This window comes from Candidatus Pseudomonas auctus (assembly GCF_048654275.1).
Lineage (GTDB): Bacteria > Pseudomonadota > Gammaproteobacteria > Pseudomonadales > Pseudomonadaceae > Aquipseudomonas > Aquipseudomonas pharyngis.
Genome location: NZ_JBJYZK010000007.1, coordinates 290,808 through 308,086, shown reverse-complemented (window position 1 = coordinate 308,086; position 17,279 = coordinate 290,808). Strand labels below are relative to the sequence as shown.

General features: G+C 60.9%; 18 protein-coding genes. 12 read left to right on the top strand and 6 right to left on the bottom strand.

The genetic code is table 11. The annotated features are described in order from the left end of the window. Nucleotides 1-139: 139 nt before the first annotated feature. Complete coding sequence (locus ACKUG4_RS16075; RefSeq protein ID WP_007952885.1) at nucleotides 140-760, bottom strand: TetR/AcrR family transcriptional regulator; 621 nt, start codon at nucleotides 758-760, stop codon at nucleotides 140-142. A 147-nt stretch (nucleotides 761-907) separates the two neighbouring features. On the opposite strand from ACKUG4_RS16075, the gene ACKUG4_RS16070 reads away from it, so the two are divergent. The 3 genes from ACKUG4_RS16070 to copD are packed head-to-tail and all read left to right on the top strand — an operon-like array spanning nucleotide 908 to nucleotide 2,613. Beyond that, the gene (locus ACKUG4_RS16070) at nucleotides 908-1,342 is read left to right on the top strand and encodes a GNAT family N-acetyltransferase (RefSeq protein WP_221397619.1); all 435 of its coding nucleotides are present in this window, start codon (nucleotides 908-910) and stop codon (nucleotides 1,340-1,342) included. A gap of 47 nt (nucleotides 1,343-1,389) precedes the next feature. Beyond that, a complete protein-coding gene (gene copC, locus ACKUG4_RS16065; RefSeq protein ID WP_085648337.1) occupies nucleotides 1,390-1,752 on the top strand; it encodes a copper homeostasis periplasmic binding protein CopC in 363 nt (120 codons plus the stop codon). 3 nt (nucleotides 1,753-1,755) lie between these two features. Next, the gene (gene copD, locus ACKUG4_RS16060; protein WP_445434395.1) at nucleotides 1,756-2,613 is read left to right on the top strand and encodes a copper homeostasis membrane protein CopD; all 858 of its coding nucleotides are present in this window, start codon (nucleotides 1,756-1,758) and stop codon (nucleotides 2,611-2,613) included. A 2-nt stretch (nucleotides 2,614-2,615) separates the two neighbouring features. Here copD and ACKUG4_RS16055 read toward each other — a convergent pair whose 3' ends face one another. Together ACKUG4_RS16055 and ACKUG4_RS16050 are read right to left on the bottom strand one after the other, a co-directional pair. Then, nucleotides 2,616-3,758: an HlyD family secretion protein gene (locus ACKUG4_RS16055; RefSeq protein ID WP_039767224.1), complete on the bottom strand. Its 1,143-nt coding sequence runs from the start codon at nucleotides 3,756-3,758 to the stop codon at nucleotides 2,616-2,618. Further along, the gene (locus ACKUG4_RS16050) at nucleotides 3,755-5,410 is read right to left on the bottom strand and encodes an MFS transporter (RefSeq protein WP_085613195.1); all 1,656 of its coding nucleotides are present in this window, start codon (nucleotides 5,408-5,410) and stop codon (nucleotides 3,755-3,757) included. Before ACKUG4_RS16050 ends, ACKUG4_RS16055 begins: the two co-directional genes overlap by 4 nt. 203 nt (nucleotides 5,411-5,613) lie before the next feature. On the opposite strand from ACKUG4_RS16050, the gene ACKUG4_RS16045 reads away from it, so the two are divergent. The 7 genes from ACKUG4_RS16045 to ACKUG4_RS16015 all read left to right on the top strand — a co-directional run bounded on the left by ACKUG4_RS16045 (nucleotide 5,614) and on the right by ACKUG4_RS16015 (nucleotide 12,858). After that, complete coding sequence (locus ACKUG4_RS16045; protein WP_085648334.1) at nucleotides 5,614-6,564, top strand: polysaccharide deacetylase family protein; 951 nt, start codon at nucleotides 5,614-5,616, stop codon at nucleotides 6,562-6,564. Between the two features lie 171 nt (nucleotides 6,565-6,735). Next, a complete protein-coding gene (locus ACKUG4_RS16040) occupies nucleotides 6,736-8,031 on the top strand; it encodes an OprD family porin (RefSeq protein WP_064597539.1) in 1,296 nt (431 codons plus the stop codon). Nucleotides 8,032-8,180: 149 nt separating this feature from the next. After that, nucleotides 8,181-9,005 (top strand): NAD-dependent epimerase/dehydratase family protein, encoded by an 825-nt coding sequence (locus ACKUG4_RS16035; protein WP_445434394.1) that lies wholly within the window; start codon nucleotides 8,181-8,183, stop codon nucleotides 9,003-9,005. A gap of 41 nt (nucleotides 9,006-9,046) precedes the next feature. Further along, nucleotides 9,047-9,940: an SMP-30/gluconolactonase/LRE family protein gene (locus ACKUG4_RS16030; RefSeq protein WP_445434393.1), complete on the top strand. Its 894-nt coding sequence runs from the start codon at nucleotides 9,047-9,049 to the stop codon at nucleotides 9,938-9,940. Between the two features lie 60 nt (nucleotides 9,941-10,000). Next, a complete protein-coding gene (locus ACKUG4_RS16025) occupies nucleotides 10,001-10,972 on the top strand; it encodes a TRAP transporter substrate-binding protein (protein WP_064597546.1) in 972 nt (323 codons plus the stop codon). Nucleotides 10,973-11,050: 78 nt separating this feature from the next. Next, complete coding sequence (locus tag ACKUG4_RS16020; protein WP_039767235.1) at nucleotides 11,051-11,578, top strand: TRAP transporter small permease; 528 nt, start codon at nucleotides 11,051-11,053, stop codon at nucleotides 11,576-11,578. Next, nucleotides 11,578-12,858, top strand: coding sequence for a TRAP transporter large permease (locus ACKUG4_RS16015; RefSeq protein WP_039767236.1), 1,281 nt, complete (start codon nucleotides 11,578-11,580; stop codon nucleotides 12,856-12,858). Before ACKUG4_RS16020 ends, ACKUG4_RS16015 begins: the two co-directional genes overlap by 1 nt. Nucleotides 12,859-12,906: 48 nt before the next feature. Here the strand turns inward: ACKUG4_RS16015 and ACKUG4_RS16010 are convergent, their stop codons facing one another. The 3 genes from ACKUG4_RS16010 to ACKUG4_RS16000 are packed head-to-tail and all read right to left on the bottom strand — an operon-like array spanning nucleotide 12,907 to nucleotide 15,338. After that, on the bottom strand, nucleotides 12,907-13,707 hold the full coding sequence (locus ACKUG4_RS16010; RefSeq protein ID WP_085613200.1) for a sulfite exporter TauE/SafE family protein: 801 nt from the start codon (nucleotides 13,705-13,707) through the stop codon (nucleotides 12,907-12,909). Nucleotides 13,708-13,716: 9 nt separating this feature from the next. After that, on the bottom strand, nucleotides 13,717-14,961 hold the full coding sequence (locus ACKUG4_RS16005; RefSeq protein ID WP_445434392.1) for an NAD(P)/FAD-dependent oxidoreductase: 1,245 nt from the start codon (nucleotides 14,959-14,961) through the stop codon (nucleotides 13,717-13,719). A gap of 38 nt (nucleotides 14,962-14,999) precedes the next feature. After that, nucleotides 15,000-15,338, bottom strand: coding sequence for an ArsR/SmtB family transcription factor (locus tag ACKUG4_RS16000; RefSeq protein ID WP_007952897.1), 339 nt, complete (start codon nucleotides 15,336-15,338; stop codon nucleotides 15,000-15,002). A 98-nt stretch (nucleotides 15,339-15,436) separates the two neighbouring features. On the opposite strand from ACKUG4_RS16000, the gene ACKUG4_RS15995 reads away from it, so the two are divergent. Then, nucleotides 15,437-16,300 carry an MBL fold metallo-hydrolase gene (locus tag ACKUG4_RS15995; RefSeq protein ID WP_445434391.1) on the top strand — a complete coding sequence of 288 codons (864 nt, stop codon included), beginning with the start codon at nucleotides 15,437-15,439 and terminating at the stop codon, nucleotides 16,298-16,300. Nucleotides 16,301-16,427: 127 nt separating this feature from the next. Continuing rightward, complete coding sequence (locus tag ACKUG4_RS15990; RefSeq protein ID WP_445434390.1) at nucleotides 16,428-17,273, top strand: tyrosinase family protein; 846 nt, start codon at nucleotides 16,428-16,430, stop codon at nucleotides 17,271-17,273. Nucleotides 17,274-17,279: the final 6 nt, after the last annotated feature.

The following is a 17,279-nucleotide window of genomic DNA, read 5'->3' as shown; positions in this document are numbered from 1 at the left end:
TCATGAAAAATCAGAGCGAATACCAACCCAATTTAAGGTTGCAGGGTTCCCCTGCAACATAGAATCTCCCACATTTGGAATGCACTTTCCTGTGGGAGCGAGCCTGCTCGCGAAGAGGCCAGCACGGCCACCACAAGACTCAGGGCTCCAACCCGATCCCCCGCAAAATCACACTCGTCACCGTCTGCACCGCCCGCTCGAACTGCATGTCCGACAGCGGCTGGTGCTCATTCAGAATATTCACCTGATGATCGAAGTCCGCATAGTGCTGCGTCGAGGCCCAGATCATGTACAGCAGGCTCGACGGCTCCACCGGCAGAATCCGCTTGTCCTCCACCCACTGCCGGATCTTCGCCTCCTTCATCTTCGCCCAGTCGTACAGGCTCACATCCAGCGCCTCGCCGAGGGTCGGGGCGCCGTGGATGATTTCGTTGGCCCAGACTTTCGAACCGTACGGCCGGCTGCGCGAGTGGTTCATCTTGGCGCGGATGTAGCTGCTGAGCACCACGCGCGGATCGTCGAACATCTCGAAGCACAGCGCGTCCTGCTTCCACACTTCCAGCAGGTCGAACAGCACCGCGCTGTACAGCTCGCTCTTGGTCGAAAAGTAGTAATGCAGATTGGAGCGCGGCAGCTGCACTTCCGCGGCGATGTCCGCCATGGCGGTGCCGCCGAAACCTTTCTCGGCGAAGACTTTCTCCGCCGCCAGCAGGATCTTGTCGACGTTAGTGCGGCGGATTTCGATCTTGTGATTGCCCATGAGGGCTCCCTGAAGGCAACGTTGTTGAAGACTAGCATCCGCTCTGGGCACGGGGCGACAGCCGAGAACGATTCTTCACACACTTGTGCTTTTTTCTGGTTTAGGATCGCCCTCCTTCTCCCCGTCAGACACTGAAGGATCCTGCCCATGACCATTCGAAAGCGCATCGCTGCGGATGATCCGCAGCTCGCCGCACTGTGGGAGCGCTCGGTCCGCGCCACCCACGATTTCCTCCCGGAAGACGATATCCATCGGCTGTTCCCGCTGGTGCGTGACACCTACCTGCCCGCGCTGGATGTGCAGGTTTTCGAGAACCCTGACCACTCCCCGGCAGGCTTTATCGCCACCGACGAGGACACCGTACAAATGCTGTTCATTGACCCGGCTCAGCGTGGCCAGGGTATCGGCCGGCGCTTGCTCGACCATGTCCGCCGCCCACTGCTGAAGGTCGACGTCAATGAACAGAACCCGCAAGCCCACGGCTTCTACCGTCACTACGGATTCGAAGACATCGGCCGCTCGGCACTCGACGGCGAAGGCCGGCCCTTTCCGGTCATTCACATGCGCCTGAAAGCCCTGTGATCCACGTTCTATACTCAGCCCGCCATTTCACTGAAAGGAATCTTTCCATGCCGATGAAAAAACTGTTCACCGCTGGCGCACTGCTGGCTTCGCTGATCGTCACTTCCCAGGCGTTCGCCCACGCCCATCTGAAAAGCCAAACTCCGGCTGCCGACAGCACCGTCGCGGCACCGGCAGATCTGCGCCTGGTGTTTTCCGAAGGCGTCGAAGCCAGCTTCACCAAAGTCACCGTGACCCACGATGGCAAGCCGGTGACGGTCAAACCGCTGACCACCGAAGGTGACAAGAAAACCCTGATCGTCACCCCCGAAACACCGCTGACCGCTGGCGAGTACAAGGTCGAATGGCATGCGGTGTCGGTCGACACACACACAAGCGAAGGCGCCTATCAGTTCAAGGTTGGCCAGTAATTCATGAGTGAAGCGCTGGTGCTGTGCCGGTTCCTGCATTTCATCGTGGTGTTGATGCTGTTCGGGGCCTGGCTGTTCCGGCCGCTGCTGCTCAAAGGTGAAGCGCCGGCGCTGGATCGGCAGCTGGCGCGACTGTCCCGCTGGTTGGCGGCGATTGCCCTGGTCAGCGGCGTCATCTGGGCGTTGTTGATTACCGCAAGCATGGCCGGTTCGGCGGCTGCCGCGTTTGATCCGGCCACCGTCGAGCTGGTTCTCGGTCATACGTTTTTCGGTCAGGTCTGGCGCTGGCATCTGCTGATCAATGCGCTGTTGCTGGCGTTGCTGTTTACGCCGTGGCGTTCGAACCGGTCATTGCGACTGGGCCTGAGCGCGCTGCTGCTAATGACGCTGGCACCAGTCGGACACGGCGCGATGCTCGACGGATTCAGCGGCCAGATGCTGATCCTCAATCAGGTCATTCATTTGACCTGCGTCGGCGCCTGGCTCGGCGGGCTGCTGATGCTGGTGATGATCCTGCGCCAACCTGACAAAGACATGCGCGAAGTCTTGCAGCGTTTCAGCGGGCTCGGTTACGCACTGGTCGCCGGCCTGCTGATCACTGGGCTGATCAATGTGCGCGTACTCACCGGCCAATGGTGGCCGACGCCGCTGTTCTCGGGCTTCGCCCTGATCCTGTTGATCAAGGCGCTGCTGGTGTTTGGCATGCTCGCCCTGGCGCTGTTCAATCGCCTGCGGATCAACGATTGCGAACAGCGGATCGACACCCTCAAACGCAGCGTCATGCTCGAATGGTTGCTGGGGATCGGCGCGGTGGCGGCGGTTTCCGTGCTTGGCACCTTGCCGCCGATGACCGCCGCCTGAGGTCAGTGTTTCTGGGTGTCACCCGCCGCCGTATCAATGCTGACCACCACCGACATCCCCGGCCGCAGGCGCTCGCTCTCCTGCTGATCCGGATCGATGGTGATGCGCACCGGCACCCGCTGGGCGATTTTCACGAAGTTGCCGGTGGCGTTGTCGGCCTGCAACAACGCGAATTCGGAACCGGTGCCCGGTGAGATGTGCTGCACATGGCCGGTGAATTTGCGGTGGTTCAAGGCATCGACGGTGAAACTCGCCGGCTGCCCCACGCGCACATTGTCCATCTGGGTTTCCTTGAGGTTGGCGATCACCCATTTCTGGTTCGGCACCAGCGCCATCAACTGCGCCCCGGAGTTGACGTAAGCGCCGAGGCGCACGCCAATCTGCCCGAGCTGACCGTCACGCGGAGCAATGATCCGGGTGTTGGACAAATCGATCCGCGCCAACTGCACCGCCGCCTCGGCACTGGCCACCGCCGCCTCCAGTGAACCGCGATTGACGATCACCGTTTGCAGATCCTGTCGGGCGATCTCCAGATTGGCCTTGGCCTGCGCCACCGCCGCAATGCTTTGCGCATTGGCGGCCAGCGCCACGTCCATCTCACGCTTGGACACGGAACCGTCATTGACCAGCGCCTTGTTGCGTCGCAAGTCGGCCTCGCTTTTGCGCAACTGCGCCTCGCTGTCGGCCACCACCGCCTGCCGCAGCTTGATCGTGGCTTCGGCGCTGTTGCGCTGCTGCACCACGTTGGCCAGCGAGGCCTTCTGCACCGCCAGTTGCGCCAGCGACTGATCGAGGCGTTGCTGATAGATGCGGTCATCGAGACGTACCAGCAAATCACCTTCCTTCACGAACTGGAAATCCTGCACCGGCACTTCAAACACATACCCACTGAGCTGCGGGCCGATGATCGTCACCTGCCCGCGCACCAAGGCGTTTTCGGTGGTCTCAACTGCGCTGCTGAACGGCGGCAGTTGCCAGGCGTAAAGCACGATCAGCACACCGACGATGGCAATCGCGGCAAAGCCCAGCGACGAGATGATCCGCACCCGCAACGAACGCGGCTCGGTGTTCGGTGATGACGGCGGCGCCACACCTTCAGGGGTGGCGGCGATGGCATTGGTGGTCGTAGTGGTCGGTTCGGTCATGAAGAAGTGGCACCGCTGGAAGGTACGGAAGGTGTCGGGGCGACGGCTTTGGTGGTACTGATCAGCCACAGCGCACGGATGGAAATCCAGATCATGGTCAGGATCGCGATCACCGCAATCAGCATGAACACATCGTTATAGGCCAGTACGTTGGCTTCGCGGGTGGCAGCGTTGGCCAAGCTGCGAATGCCCTGCAGATTACGCAGACTCGGGTCGGCAATCACGGAGCCGACCGCCGATCCGCCGCTCTGTACCCGGGCGGCGACACGCGGGTCGGACATCACCAGTTGCTCGACGATGTGGCTGGAATGAAATTTCTCGCGCACGATCTGGAAAGTCCCCAGCAACGCCGCGCCGATCAGGCCGCCGAGGTTGTTGCAGATCCCGAACAACACCGAAAAACTCACGAGGTTGCGCGGGTTGGTCAGCACGTTGCGCGTGCCCAGCACCATGGTCGGGCCGAGGAAGAACGTACTGCCGAACGCCAGCAGGAACTGGCTGAAATACAGGTTGCCGGGGCGGGTCAGGTTGTTCGATGAGCTGTCCATGATCGAGCCGGTGGCCATCAACGCCAGCGAAATGATCAGCGGCATCAGCAGGTGTTTCGGGTCGATGGTCAGCGCGCTGGTCAGCAGCCCGGCGACGCTGCCGATCAGCATCACCACATACAGGCTATGAAGCTGCTGGCTGCTCATGTTCAGGTTTTGCATGAAGCCGACGGCGCCGGTGGATTGCTCCGAGGTCACCATGCGAATCAGGATCACCGCCAGCGCCAGGCGGATCATCACCCCGCTGCCGAGCCAGCGGGTCATCAGCATCGGGTTGCTGCGGTTATGTTCGATGGCCAGCCCCGCGAGAATCAGCGCAATCGACGCGGCCAGGGCGATACCGATCCAGTCGGCCTCCAGCCACCAGTCGATCCGCCCCAGGGACAACACCGCGCACAACAGCGCGACGCCGCTGGCGAGGATCGCGAAGGTCAGGAAGTCGAGCGGTTCGAAGGTCTTGAACCGGTCACCCGGCGGCAGTTTGAGCATCAGGACGCAGCCCAACGACAGCAGCGCCATACCCAGTTCAAACAGGTACAGGCCGCGCCATTCGGCGATCTGCAGCAGGTCTTCGGAAAACAGTCGCGCCAGTGGCAAGGCCAGCTGTGAGGTGCCGAGGCCCAGCACCAGCGCCTTCATCCGCCATTTGGCCGGGAACGCCTGCACCATGTAATACAGGCCCAGTGAACTGAGCGCCGCGCCAACCATGCCGTGGGCCGCACGCACGGCGATCGCCGAATTCAGGTCATTGACGAACAGATGGCCGAAGGTCACCAGCGCATACAGCACCAGAAACACCTCGGTGAACGCCCGCAGGCCGAACTGCTGGCGAAACTTCACCAGCAGCAGGTTCATCGACACGTTGGTCATCACATACGCCGCCGGCAGCCAGGCCATCTCCGCCGTCGTCGCCCCGAGCGCGCCTTGCAGATAAGGCAGGTTGGCGACCACCAGCGCATTACCCAGCCCACCGGTTACCGCCACCAGCAAGCCCACCAGCGCATAAGCCAGACGCTTGGGGTTGGAGTGCAGCGGCGTCGAGGGGGAGCCGGGCAGACTGGGCTTCTCGTGCGGCTGCCAGTTGCGCGGGGCGTATTGATCCATTGAAAGGCCTTGTCTTGTAGTCGCTTAAGTGTGCCGCAAATCCTGACCAAACACCTATCCAGTGTGGGAGCGAGCCTGCTCCCACAAGGGATTTTGGGTGGATTCGTAAATTCTGTTTAAAAGACATCTCGCCCGCAGCGGATTTTTCCAAAGCGTAGCGGATGCCAACCTTGCAGCACTTCTCAACCTGAAAGGTGCCCGATATGACCACTCCCCGTTGGCAACGCTCCCCGCGTCTGCTGAAAAACCTGCTGGCCGCCGCGCTGTTGCTGCCAGCCCTCACCTTCGCTCAGGAACGCCCGTGGCCGGATGGCTCGCAACTGGTGATTTCGGTGTCGATGCAATTCGAAACCGGCGGTCAGCCCGAAGGCGCTGAAAGTCCGTTTTCCGGTACACCGCTGCCAAAAGGCTACCCGGACCTGCCGGCGCAGACCTGGTTCGATTACGGCTACAAGGAAGGCCTGTGGCGCATGCTCGATCTGTGGGATCGCACCGGCATCAAAGTCACCTCCCACGTGGTCGGCGAAGCGGCGCTCAAGCACCCGGACCTGGCCAAGGCGATTGCCGAGCGCGGCCATGAACTGGCGGCCCACGGCATGCGCTGGGCCGACTCGTACAACATGAATTACGCCCAGGAAAAACAGTTCATCGGTGATGGCGTCGCGGCGGTGGAAAAAATCACCGGTCAGCGCTCGGTCGGCTACAACGCCAACTGGCTGCGCCGCAGCCCCAATACGTTGAAGGTGCTGCAGGATCTGAATTTCACCTATCACATCGACGATGTCAGCCGCGACGAGCCGTTCGTGACCATGGTTCGTGGACGCAAATTCGCCGTGGTGCCGTACACCCTGCGCAACAACGACATCGTTCTGGTCGAGGGCCGGCATTTCTCTGCCGAACAGTTCTATCAGCAACTGGTGCTGGAATTCGATCGCCTCTACGCCGAAGGCGCGAGCAAGCGGCGGATGATGTCGGTGAGTCTGCACGACCGCATCGGTGGCACCCCGGCGATGGTCGAGGCTATGGAGCGCTTCATCCGGTACGCCCAGTCGCATTCGAAGGTGAGTTTCATGCGCAAGGATCAGATCGCGCAGATCGTGCTGACCGAAAAAAATCCCCTGATCGATAACACTGAAGCGCTCTACAACCAGTAAACGTGCCGAAAGCAGCCCTCTTCACAGCGCTTTGAGGGCTGCCCGCTCACCCAAAGTCATCGTACGACGCCCTGTTGACTTTTCCGGAAAACCTCGCAAATATCCGCAACCATGTTGTACGACGACGTATAACAAATAATAAAAACAACAAATGAAACAGGGAGCGTCACAGTGAGCACACTCGTCTGCAATTCCGTCCGCACGTCCCGTTTTTCTATCCCCCGCCCGCGTTCCACCCTGAGCCTGATCGGCTGCGGCAGTCTCGCCCTCGCCTTGCCGATGAGCGCCGATGCCGAGGGCTTCCTCGAAGACAGCAAAGCCACGCTGAACCTGCGCAACGCCTACTTCAACCGCAACTTCGTCAACCCGAACTATCCGCAGGGCAAGGCTGAAGAGTGGACGCAGAACTTCATCCTCGACGCCAAATCCGGTTTTACCCAGGGCACCGTCGGCTTTGGCCTGGACGTGCTGGGTATGTATTCGCAGAAGCTTGATGGCGGCAAAGGCACGGGCGGTACGCAGCTGCTGCCGATTCACGATGACGGACGCCCGGCGGACAATTTCGGGCGACTGGGTGTTGCGCTCAAGGCCAAGGTGTCGAAGACCGAACTGAAGGTGGGTGAATGGATGCCGGTGTTGCCCATCCTGCGCTCGGACGATGGTCGCTCCCTGCCCCAGACCTTTCGTGGCGGCCAGATCACCTCTACCGAAATCAATGGCCTGACCCTTTACGGCGGGCAGTTCCGTGGCAACAGCCCACGCAACGATGCCAGCATGGAAGACATGTCGATGAACGGCCGCGGCGCCTTCACCTCCGACCGCTTTAACTTTGGCGGCGGCGAATACACCTTCAACGACAAACGCACGCTTGTCGGTCTGTGGTACGCCGAACTCAGCGACATCTACCAACAACAGTACTTCAACCTCAGCCACAGCCAGCCGCTGGGCGACTGGACGCTGGGCGCCAATCTCGGTTTCTTCACCGGCAAGGAAGATGGCAGCGCCCAGGCCGGCGACCTCGACAACAAAACCGCTTTCGCCATGCTCTCGGCCCGGTACGGCGGAAACACGTTCTACATCGGCCTGCAAAAACTCAGTGGCGACGATGCCTGGATGCGCGTCAACGGCACCAGCGGCGGCACCCTGGCCAACGACAGCTACAACGCCAGCTACGACAACGCGCAGGAGCGTTCCTGGCAGATCCGCCACGACTACAACTTCGTGGTCCTCGGCGTCCCCGGGCTGACGCTGATGAACCGCTACATCAGCGGTGACAACGTGCACACCGGCACCATCACCGACGGCAAGGAATGGGGGCGCGAGTCGGAGCTGGCCTACACAGTGCAGAGCGGTCCGCTGAAAAACCTCAACGTCAAATGGCGCAACGCGACGATTCGCCGGGACTTCAGCACCAATGAATTCGACGAGAACCGGATCTTCATCAGTTACCCGATTTCGTTGTTGTAAACCCTGGCATGGGGTGAACGGAGGGTGAATCGGCCTTCCGTCACTTACACCGAAAGTCGCGTTGACAAGTTCCGGAAACCCTACCGATACTTCAGCGCAGTCATACGACAACCTACAACAAACCTAATAACAACGTGTAAGGGATTGCCATGACGTCCACCTCCACCGCCCCAACTCCGTTCAATCGCCTGCTGCTGACCGGCGCCGCCGGTGGCCTGGGCAAAGTCCTGCGTGAACGTCTGCGCCCGTATGCCAACGTGCTGCGCCTGTCGGACATCGCCGCCCTCGCCCCGGCCATCGATGACCGCGAAGAAATCGTGCTCTGCGACCTCGCCGACAAAGCTGCCGTGCATCAGCTGGTCGAAGGCGTGGATGCGATCCTGCACTTCGGTGGCGTCTCGGTGGAGCGCCCCTTCGAAGAAATCCTCGGCGCCAACATCTGCGGCGTATTCCATATCTATGAAGCGGCACGCCGACACGGTGTGAAACGGGTGATTTTCGCCAGCTCCAACCATGTCATCGGCTTCTACAAACAGAACGAACACCTCGACGCCAGCTCTGCTCGCCGCCCCGACGGCTACTACGGTCTGTCCAAGTCCTACGGCGAAGACATGGCCAGTTTCTACTTCGATCGCTATGGCATCGAAACTGTCAGCATCCGCATCGGCTCGTCGTTTCCCGAACCACAGAACCGCCGAATGATGCACACCTGGCTGAGCTTCGACGATCTCACCCAACTGCTCGAACGTTCGCTGTACACCCCCAACGTCGGCCACACCGTGGTTTATGGCATGTCCGCCAACAAGGATGTGTGGTGGGACAACCGCTTCGCCAGTCACCTCGGTTTCGAGGCCAAAGACACCTCCGAAGTGTTTCGCGAAAAGGTCGAGGCGCAGCCGATGCCCGCCAGCGATGACCCGGCGCGGATCTATCAGGGCGGCGCCTTCGTTGCGGCCGGCCCGTTCGGCGATTGACCGGCGCGATTCACGTCTCCAATAAAACCAAGGGAATGAGTATGCAAGCCGAATTGATCGTCGACGCCCGCAACGCGGTGGGTGAAAGCCCGGTCTGGGTGCCACAGGAAAACGCCTTGTACTGGGTCGATATCCCCAACGGTGGCCTGCAGCGCTGGAACGCCGACACTGGCCATGTTCACGCCTGGAAGGCGCCCGAGATGCTCGCCTGCCTCGCCCGACACAGTCGCGGCGGCTGGGTGGCCGGCATGGAGAGCGGATTCTTTCACCTGCAACCGCATGCCGATGGCAGCCTCGACAGCGACCTGCTCGGCCCGGTGGAACACAACCGCCAAGACATGCGCCTGAACGACGGTCGCTGCGACCGCCAGGGTCGGTTCTGGGCCGGCAGCATGGTGCTGAACATGGGTCTGAATCTGCCGGAGGGCCGGCTCTATCGTTACGGTGCCGGGCAAACAGGCGTGATCGAGGCACAGCTTGATGGCTTCATCGTGCCCAACGGCCTGGGCTTCAGCCCGGACGGCAAAACCATGTACCTGTCGGACTCGCACCCGAACGTCCAACTGATCTGGACTTTCGACTACGACACCGAGACAGGCACACCCTCCAACCGGCGGGTGTTCGTGGACATGAACCATTTTTACGGCCGCCCCGACGGCGCAGCCGTGGATGCCGATGGTTGCTACTGGATCTGCGCCAACGACGTCGGCCTGATCCATCGTTTTACCCCCGACGGTCGCCTTGACCGCTCGCTGCAGGTACCGGTGAAAAAACCCACCATGTGCGCCTTCGGCGGCAGCCGGATGGACACCTTGTTCGTGACTTCGATTCGCCCCGGCGACGACCAGGATCCGCAGTCCCTGGCCGGCGGCGTGTTCGCCCTCAACCCCGGCGTCAAAGGCCTGCCGGAGCCAATGTTCGACGATCTGCTGTAACCCGCCCTTGCTGCATTGCTGTGCCTTGAACACAAAAATAACAAGACTGGAGAACCCCTCATGGACTTCAAACGCACGTTGCTCGCCGTCGCCCTCCCTCTCGCGCTCACCTTCGGCAGCGCGGCCCAGGCGCTGGAAATCAAATTCGCCGACATCCACCCCGCCGGGTATCCGACCGTGGTCGCCGAAGAACAGTTGGGCAAGACCCTGGTTGCCGAAAGTGACGGCAAGCTGACCTTCAAGATGTTCCCCGGCGGTGTACTCGGCTCGGAAAAGGAAGTGGTCGAACAGGCCCAGGTCGGCGCCATCCAGATGGCCCGCGTCAGCCTCGGGATCGTCGGCCCTGTGGTGCCGGACGTGAACGTGTTCAACATGCCGTTCGTGTTCCGTGACCAGGCGCACATGCGCAAAATCATCGACGGTGAAATCGGTGACGAGATCCTCGACAAGATCACCAACTCCGAATTCAACCTCGTGGCGCTGGCGTGGATGGATGGCGGCACGCGCAACATCTACACCAAGAAACCGGTGCGCAGCCTGGCGGACCTCAAGGGCATGAAAATCCGCGTGCAGGGCAACCCGATGTTCATCGAAACCATCAACGCCATGGGCGGCAACGGTATTGCCATGGACACCGGCGAAATCTTCAGTGCCCTGCAGACCGGCGTCATCGATGGCGCGGAAAACAATCCGCCGACCCTGCTTGAACACAACCACTACCAGAACGCCAAGTTCTACAGCCTGACCGGGCACCTGATCCTGCCCGAGCCCATCGTGATGTCGAAAATCACCTGGGAAAAACTCAGCCCCGATCAGCAGACCCTGGTGAAAAAAGCCGCCAAGGCTGCGCAGGCCCAGGAGCGCACGCTGTGGGACGCCAAGTCGGCCAGCAGTGAAGAGAAACTCAAGGCCGCCGGCGTCGAGTTCATCACCGTCGACAAGAAACCCTTCTACGAGGCCACCGCTTCGATCCGCGAAAAATACGGCGCGCCCTACGTCGACCTGATCAAACGCATCGAAGCCGTTCAGTAACCTCCCTGCCCTCAATACAAGGCCCGGCAGCGCTGGCGTCGCTCGGCGCTCACGCCTGCCCGGTTACGGTGGAACCCGATGAAGAATTTGCTGCTGCGCATCAATGACCGGATCTACATGGCCTGCATCTGGGTCGCCGGTCTGTCGGTGCTGACCATTTCCCTGATCATTCCCTGGGGCGTGTTCGCCCGTTACGTTCTCGGCACCGGCTCAAGCTGGCCGGAGCCCACCGCCATCCTGCTGATGATGGTCTTCACCTTCATCGGCGCCGCCGCCAGCTATCGCGCCGGCGCGCACATGGCGGTGGCGATGGTCACCGACCGCCTGCAACCGAACATGCGTCGAACCATGAGCATCGTTTCCCAAGTGCTCATGGGCACCATCTGCCTGTTCATGACCATCTGGGGCACCAAGCTCTGCCTGTCAACGTGGAACCAGTTCATGAGCGCCCTGCCGACATTGCGCGTCGGCATCACCTACATGCCGATCCCGATTGGCGGCGCGCTGACGCTGATTTTCGTGCTGGAAAAACTCTTGCTCGGCGATCAAAGCAATCGCCGCGTGGTGCGGTTCGACCTGGTTGAAGAAAACGAAGGGGCTGCCTGATGGACGCATTGATTCTGCTGGGCAGTTTTATCGCACTGATCCTGATCGGCATGCCGGTTGCCTATGCGCTCGGGCTGTCGGCGCTGATTGGCGCGTGGTGGATCGACATCCCGTTCCAGGCCCTGATGATTCAGGTGGCGGGCGGGGTGAACAAATTCTCGCTGCTGGCGATTCCATTCTTCGTGCTCGCCGGCGCGATCATGGCCGAGGGCGGCATGTCGCGGCGACTGGTTGCGTTCGCCGGGGTCCTGGTGGGCTTCGTGCGTGGCGGGCTGTCGCTGGTCAACATCATGGCCTCGACCTTTTTCGGTGCGATTTCCGGCTCGTCGGTGGCCGATACCGCGTCGGTGGGTTCGGTACTGATCCCGGAAATGGAGCGCAAGGGTTATCCCCGGGACTTCTCCACGGCAGTGACCGTCAGTGGTTCGGTGCAGGCCTTGCTGACTCCGCCGAGTCACAATTCGGTGCTCTACTCGCTGGCCGCCGGCGGCACCGTGTCCATCGCTTCGCTGTTCATGGCGGGTGTCGTGCCGGGCCTGTTGATGAGCGCATGCCTGATGGTGCTGTGCCTGATTTTCGCGCGCAAACGCGACTATCCCAAAGGCGAAGTGATCCCGATGCGCGAAGCCTTGAAGATCTGCGGCGAAGCGCTGTGGGGGCTGATGGCGATGGTGATCATTCTCGGCGGGATTCTCTCGGGGATCTTCACGGCCACCGAGTCGGCGGCCATCGCCGTGCTGTGGTCGTTTTTCGTCACCATGTTCATTTACCGCGACTACAAATGGAGTGAGCTGCCGAAACTGATGCATCGCACGGTGCGCACCATTTCCATCGTGATGATCCTGATCGGCTTCGCCGCCAGCTTCGGCTACATCATGACCCTGATGCAGATCCCGGCGAAAATCACCACGCTGTTCCTGACCCTGTCCGACAACCGCTACGTGATCCTGATGTGCATCAACGTCATGCTGCTGTTGCTCGGCACCGTGATGGACATGGCACCGCTGATCCTGATCCTTACGCCGATCCTGATGCCGGTGATCCTCGGTATCGGCGTCGACCCGGTGCAGTTCGGCATGATCATGCTGGTCAACCTCGGTATCGGCCTGATAACGCCGCCGGTGGGCGCCGTGCTGTTCGTGGGTTCGGCGGTGGGCAAGGTCAGCATCGAAAGCACCGTGAAGGCGCTGCTGCCGTTCTATGCGGTGCTGTTCCTGGTGCTGATGCTGGTGACCTATGTTCCGGCACTGTCGCTGTGGTTACCGCACCTGGTGTTGTAACGCGATCACTGTGGCGAGGGCGCTTGCTCCCTCGCCACAGGTGTTGTCTCACGCCCGCAGCAACATATAAGCCGCAACCACCAGGCACACACTGGCAAACCCTACCTGCAACGTCCTGGCCGGTACTCGCGCGCAAAGTTGGCGACCGATGATCATGCCGATGATGCTCGCCACAATGAACGCAGCACCCAGTCGATCTATCCGCACACCCGCGTGAAACGCGCCGATCACGCCGATGGCGGAAATCAGGCTGATGACCATCAGTGAAGTGGCGACGATCCCGCGCATCTGTACATCGGTCAGTTGCTTGAACGCCGGCACGATCAGAAACCCGCCGCCCACCCCCAGCAACCCGGACACCACACCCGTGACAGCGCCCAGTGCCGCAAGGGTCGCGGTGCATTTGGCGGTCCAGTCGAAACGCCCGGTCTGTTCATTGAGCATGCAGTTCTTCTGGCCCCAACTGGCGTGGCCATGGTCGCTCGGGCCCTCCTGCTGGCGTTCGCGACGCAGCATGCGCCACGCCACCATCACCATCAGCAGGCTGAACAGAATCATCAAAACCTTTTCCGGCAACTGATGGGCGAAGTAGATGCCCACTGGCGAAAACACCGCGCCGAGCGCTGCAATCAGCAGCGCCGCGCGATAACGCACCAGACCATGGCGCAAACCATCAATCGCGCCGACTGCCGCCGCGCTGCCCACTGCAAACAACGCCACCGGCGCCGCTTGCGTCATCGTCCAGCCCAGCCCCAGCACCAGCGCCGGCACGGCGAGAATCCCGCCGCCGGCCCCGGTCAGACCAAGGACCAATCCCATCACCACGCCAAACAGACTTGCCAGCAACATAGAGTGTTCTCAGTCGACCCTGGACAGACGCGTCAGCCATTCGCGGCCCTTGAGCATGCCGTTCCAGTAGAACCACGGCAGCAGCGTCGCCTTCAGCCACCACGCGGAGCGGCGCGGCACGGTCGGGTCGAGGGGAAAGGTCGGCAGCAGTTTTCCGCCGTAGCCGAACTCGGCGAGGATCACCTTGCCCTTCTCTACCGTCAGCGGGCAGGAACCATAGCCGTCATACTTCAGCGGCAGTGCCAGATCCTTGCGCAGGGCCAGCAGGTTTTCCGCCACCACCACGACTTGCTTGCGCACTGCTGCGGCGGTTTTCGCATGGGTGGTGCCGCAGATATCGCCCAGGGCAAACACGTCGGGATAACGCGGATGTTGCAGCGTGTGCGGGTTGACCTCGCACCAGCCGCTGGCGTCGGCCAACCGACTCTGCGCGATGAAATCCGGCGAAACCTGCGGCGGGACGACGTGCAGCAGATCGAAAGTCTTGGCCTGACGGGTGACGTTGCCGTCCGCATCCTTGACGTCGAACCAGGCAGTTTTCGCCGGGCCGTCGACCTTCACCAGATTGGAATTGAACGCCAGCCGCGCGTTGTATTTTTCGATGTACTTCATCAGCGGCGGCACGAAGGTCGGGACGCCGAACAATGCGGCGCCGGCCAGATTGAACTCGACCTCGACCTTGCTCAGCACGTTGCGCTTGAGCCAGTGATCGCAGGACAGGTACAGCGCCTTCTGCGGCGCGCCGGCGCACTTGATCGGGATTGGCGGCTGGGTGAACAGGGCTTTGCCGCCGCGCAGTTTCTGCACCTGATCCCAGGTGTATTGCGCGTACTGATAGCTGTAGTTGGAAGTGACGCCGTGCTGGCCGAGGCTGTCCTGCAGGCCTTCGATCTTCTCCCACGCCAGGCGCAGGCCGGGGCAGACGATCAGGTTCTGATAGGTGATGGTGCGTTGATCGTTGAGGGTGAGACGGCGCTGGTCGGGGTCGATGCCGGTCACTGCCGCCTGAATCCAGGTGGCCTGGCGCGGCATCACTTTGTTCATCGGTCGGGCGGTGTCTTTGGCGTCATAGGCGCCACCGCCGACCAGCGTCCACGCCGGTTGGTAGTAATGCAGGGTGCTCGGCTCGATCACCGTGATTTTCAGGCCGGGATCGCGCTTGAGCAGGCTCGCGACAAAACCGATACCGGCAGTGCCGCCGCCGATGACCACGATGTCCGCACTGATGGATGGGCCCCAGTGTTGATCGTTCATTGTTTGTTCCTTATGGCTGCACGCAAGGATAGCCGGGACTATTGCGCCCAGCTTTTGAGCACGGCTCCGCAGTAGAGTCCGGAAAGGGTTTTCATCACCTGGATCACTTCGTGACTGGCGAGACCGTAAAAAATGTACTTGCCTTCACGACGAGTCGCGACCAGCCCTTCATCGCGCAGGATGCCCAGTTGCTGGGACAGGGTCGGCTGACGCACGCCGGTCATTTTTTCCAGCTCGCCGACGTTGCGCTCGCCCTGGGTCAACTGGCACAGGATCAGCAGCCGATCCTCATTGGCCAAGGCCTTGAGCAAAGAACAGGCCTTGGAAGCCGAGGCGCGCAGTTGCGCCACTTCACATTCGGTCAGACTGGATTGCATTTGCAGGATGCCTTCAACGTCACTTAAGCTGCGGACATTATGTGTTTACATAAAGTGTTGCAACCCTGACTTCCCACCTTCTGCACAGGACCGTGTTCATGCCCGCGCTGATTGAAGCTTTCCTCGACCCCGCCTCCTCGACCTACAGCTACGTGGTCTACGAGGCCGACGGCGGGCAGTGCGCGATCGTCGACCCGGTGCTTGATTACGATGGCGCCGCCGGCCGCACCTGCACGGCTCAGGCGGACAGGATCATCGCCTTTGTTCGCACCCATAACCTGCAAGTGCAGTGGCTGCTGGAAACCCACGCCCACGCCGATCACCTGTCCGCCGCGCCCTATCTGCGCCGGGAACTGGGCGGGAAGATCGCGATTGGCGAATCGATCAGTAAAGTGCAGAACGTGTTCAAGGCGCTGTTCAACCTGGAACCGGAGTTTCGCGTTGACGGCTCGCAGTTCGATCATCTGTTCGCACCGAACGAGTCGTTCCGGATCGGCAATCTCAAGGCCACCGCCCTGCACGTCCCCGGGCATACCCCGGCGGACATGGCCTATTTGATCGATGGCGAGCAGATTCTGGTCGGCGACACGCTGTTCATGCCCGACGTCGGCACCGCCCGTTGCGACTTTCCCGGCGGCAACGCCCATCAATTGTTCAATTCGATTCACAAGCTGCTGGCCTTCCCCGCCAGCGTGAAGCTTTACGTCTGCCACGACTACCCGCCGCAAGGTCGCGCCTCGCAGTGCCAGACCACCGTGGGTGAACAGCGCAAAAGCAATATCCACGTGCATGACGGCGTCGACGAAGCCGCGTTTGTCGAGATGCGCACCAAGCGCGATGCAGGGTTGAGCATGCCGACGCTGTTGCTGCCGGCGATTCAGGTGAATGTGCGCGCAGGAAATTTGCCGCCGGCGGAAGGCAATGGCGTTGTCTACCTGAAGATTCCGATCAACTCCGTGTAAGAAAAGATCAGTGAAGCAATTCGAATCAAGGGGATTCGTACCTGTCACGTCGGATCCCGTGAACTGGGCGTAATCTCGGCCGACAGGCAGACTTCATGGAGTAATCAACCCATGGAGATTTGGCAATATGGATATTCGCCGCAACCACCGGGATCTGTCCCGAGAGGAAAAGGCCGCCTTCATCAACGCGGTCCTGAGGCTGAAAAACAACGTGAACAGCGTACTGCGTCCCGGCCAGCAAAGCCGTTACGACGATTTTGTACAGATCCACAAGAATTCAATGGGACGAGGTAATCCTCTTGTTCCCAATCCGCATCGCAGCCCCCTGTTCTATCCGTGGCACCGTGTGCTGATCCGCCAGTTCGAGTTGGCACTGCAGGCCGCTGCTGATGACCCTCGCATCACCCTGCCCTACTGGAACTGGCAACTCGGCGGCGCCGACAATCCGTTCACTTCGGACTTCATGGGCGGCAACGGTGACACTACCCAAAACATGCTGGTAACAACCGGGCCCTTTTCCAGTACACAGTCGTCATTCATTGTCTCCGTATGGGACGAGGGGTTCGGTAACGCCGGGGTGCGCCGCAATCTCGGCGCTGCGGGTGCCTTGCCGTCACCAGAAACCGTCATTTCGGCGCTGAACAGAACGTCGTACTGGATGGAGCCGGGCGGTTGGGAAAACGTCTCCGAGCGCGAACTGCACAATCAGGTACATGCCTGGATCGGGGGCAACATGATGGAAGCATCGTCCCCCAACGACCCGATATTCTTCCTGCATCATTGCTATCTGGATCTGCTCTGGGAGCGGTGGAAGAAGCTGCATCCGAACGTCCCCTCCTTCACGCAGGACGACCTGAATCACTCGACACTGGTCTTTCACCCGGAAAACGAACCCGCTCCCTGGCCTGAGAGCTTTACCGTTCAGCAGACACTTGTTACCGAAGACCTGGAATATCGCTATGAATACCTGTGAACTGCA

Excerpts from the sequence above, each read along its gene's own strand:
- ACKUG4_RS16075 (WP_007952885.1), bottom strand. The coding sequence starts at position 760 with ATGGGCAATCACAAGATCGAAATCCGCCGCACTAACGTCGACAAGATC.
- ACKUG4_RS16070 (WP_221397619.1), top strand. The coding sequence starts at position 908 with ATGACCATTCGAAAGCGCATCGCTGCGGATGATCCGCAGCTCGCCGCA.
- copC (WP_085648337.1), top strand. The coding sequence starts at position 1,390 with ATGCCGATGAAAAAACTGTTCACCGCTGGCGCACTGCTGGCTTCGCTG.
- copD (WP_445434395.1), top strand. The coding sequence starts at position 1,756 with ATGAGTGAAGCGCTGGTGCTGTGCCGGTTCCTGCATTTCATCGTGGTG.
- ACKUG4_RS16055 (WP_039767224.1), bottom strand. The coding sequence starts at position 3,758 with ATGACCGAACCGACCACTACGACCACCAATGCCATCGCCGCCACCCCT.
- ACKUG4_RS16050 (WP_085613195.1), bottom strand. The coding sequence starts at position 5,410 with ATGGATCAATACGCCCCGCGCAACTGGCAGCCGCACGAGAAGCCCAGT.
- ACKUG4_RS16045 (WP_085648334.1), top strand. The coding sequence starts at position 5,614 with ATGACCACTCCCCGTTGGCAACGCTCCCCGCGTCTGCTGAAAAACCTG.
- ACKUG4_RS16035 (WP_445434394.1), top strand. The coding sequence starts at position 8,181 with ATGACGTCCACCTCCACCGCCCCAACTCCGTTCAATCGCCTGCTGCTG.
- ACKUG4_RS16030 (WP_445434393.1), top strand. The coding sequence starts at position 9,047 with ATGCAAGCCGAATTGATCGTCGACGCCCGCAACGCGGTGGGTGAAAGC.
- ACKUG4_RS16025 (WP_064597546.1), top strand. The coding sequence starts at position 10,001 with ATGGACTTCAAACGCACGTTGCTCGCCGTCGCCCTCCCTCTCGCGCTC.
- ACKUG4_RS16020 (WP_039767235.1), top strand. The coding sequence starts at position 11,051 with ATGAAGAATTTGCTGCTGCGCATCAATGACCGGATCTACATGGCCTGC.
- ACKUG4_RS16015 (WP_039767236.1), top strand. The coding sequence starts at position 11,578 with ATGGACGCATTGATTCTGCTGGGCAGTTTTATCGCACTGATCCTGATC.
- ACKUG4_RS16010 (WP_085613200.1), bottom strand. The coding sequence starts at position 13,707 with ATGTTGCTGGCAAGTCTGTTTGGCGTGGTGATGGGATTGGTCCTTGGT.
- ACKUG4_RS16005 (WP_445434392.1), bottom strand. The coding sequence starts at position 14,961 with ATGAACGATCAACACTGGGGCCCATCCATCAGTGCGGACATCGTGGTC.
- ACKUG4_RS16000 (WP_007952897.1), bottom strand. The coding sequence starts at position 15,338 with ATGCAATCCAGTCTGACCGAATGTGAAGTGGCGCAACTGCGCGCCTCG.
- ACKUG4_RS15995 (WP_445434391.1), top strand. The coding sequence starts at position 15,437 with ATGCCCGCGCTGATTGAAGCTTTCCTCGACCCCGCCTCCTCGACCTAC.
- ACKUG4_RS15990 (WP_445434390.1), top strand. The coding sequence starts at position 16,428 with ATGGATATTCGCCGCAACCACCGGGATCTGTCCCGAGAGGAAAAGGCC.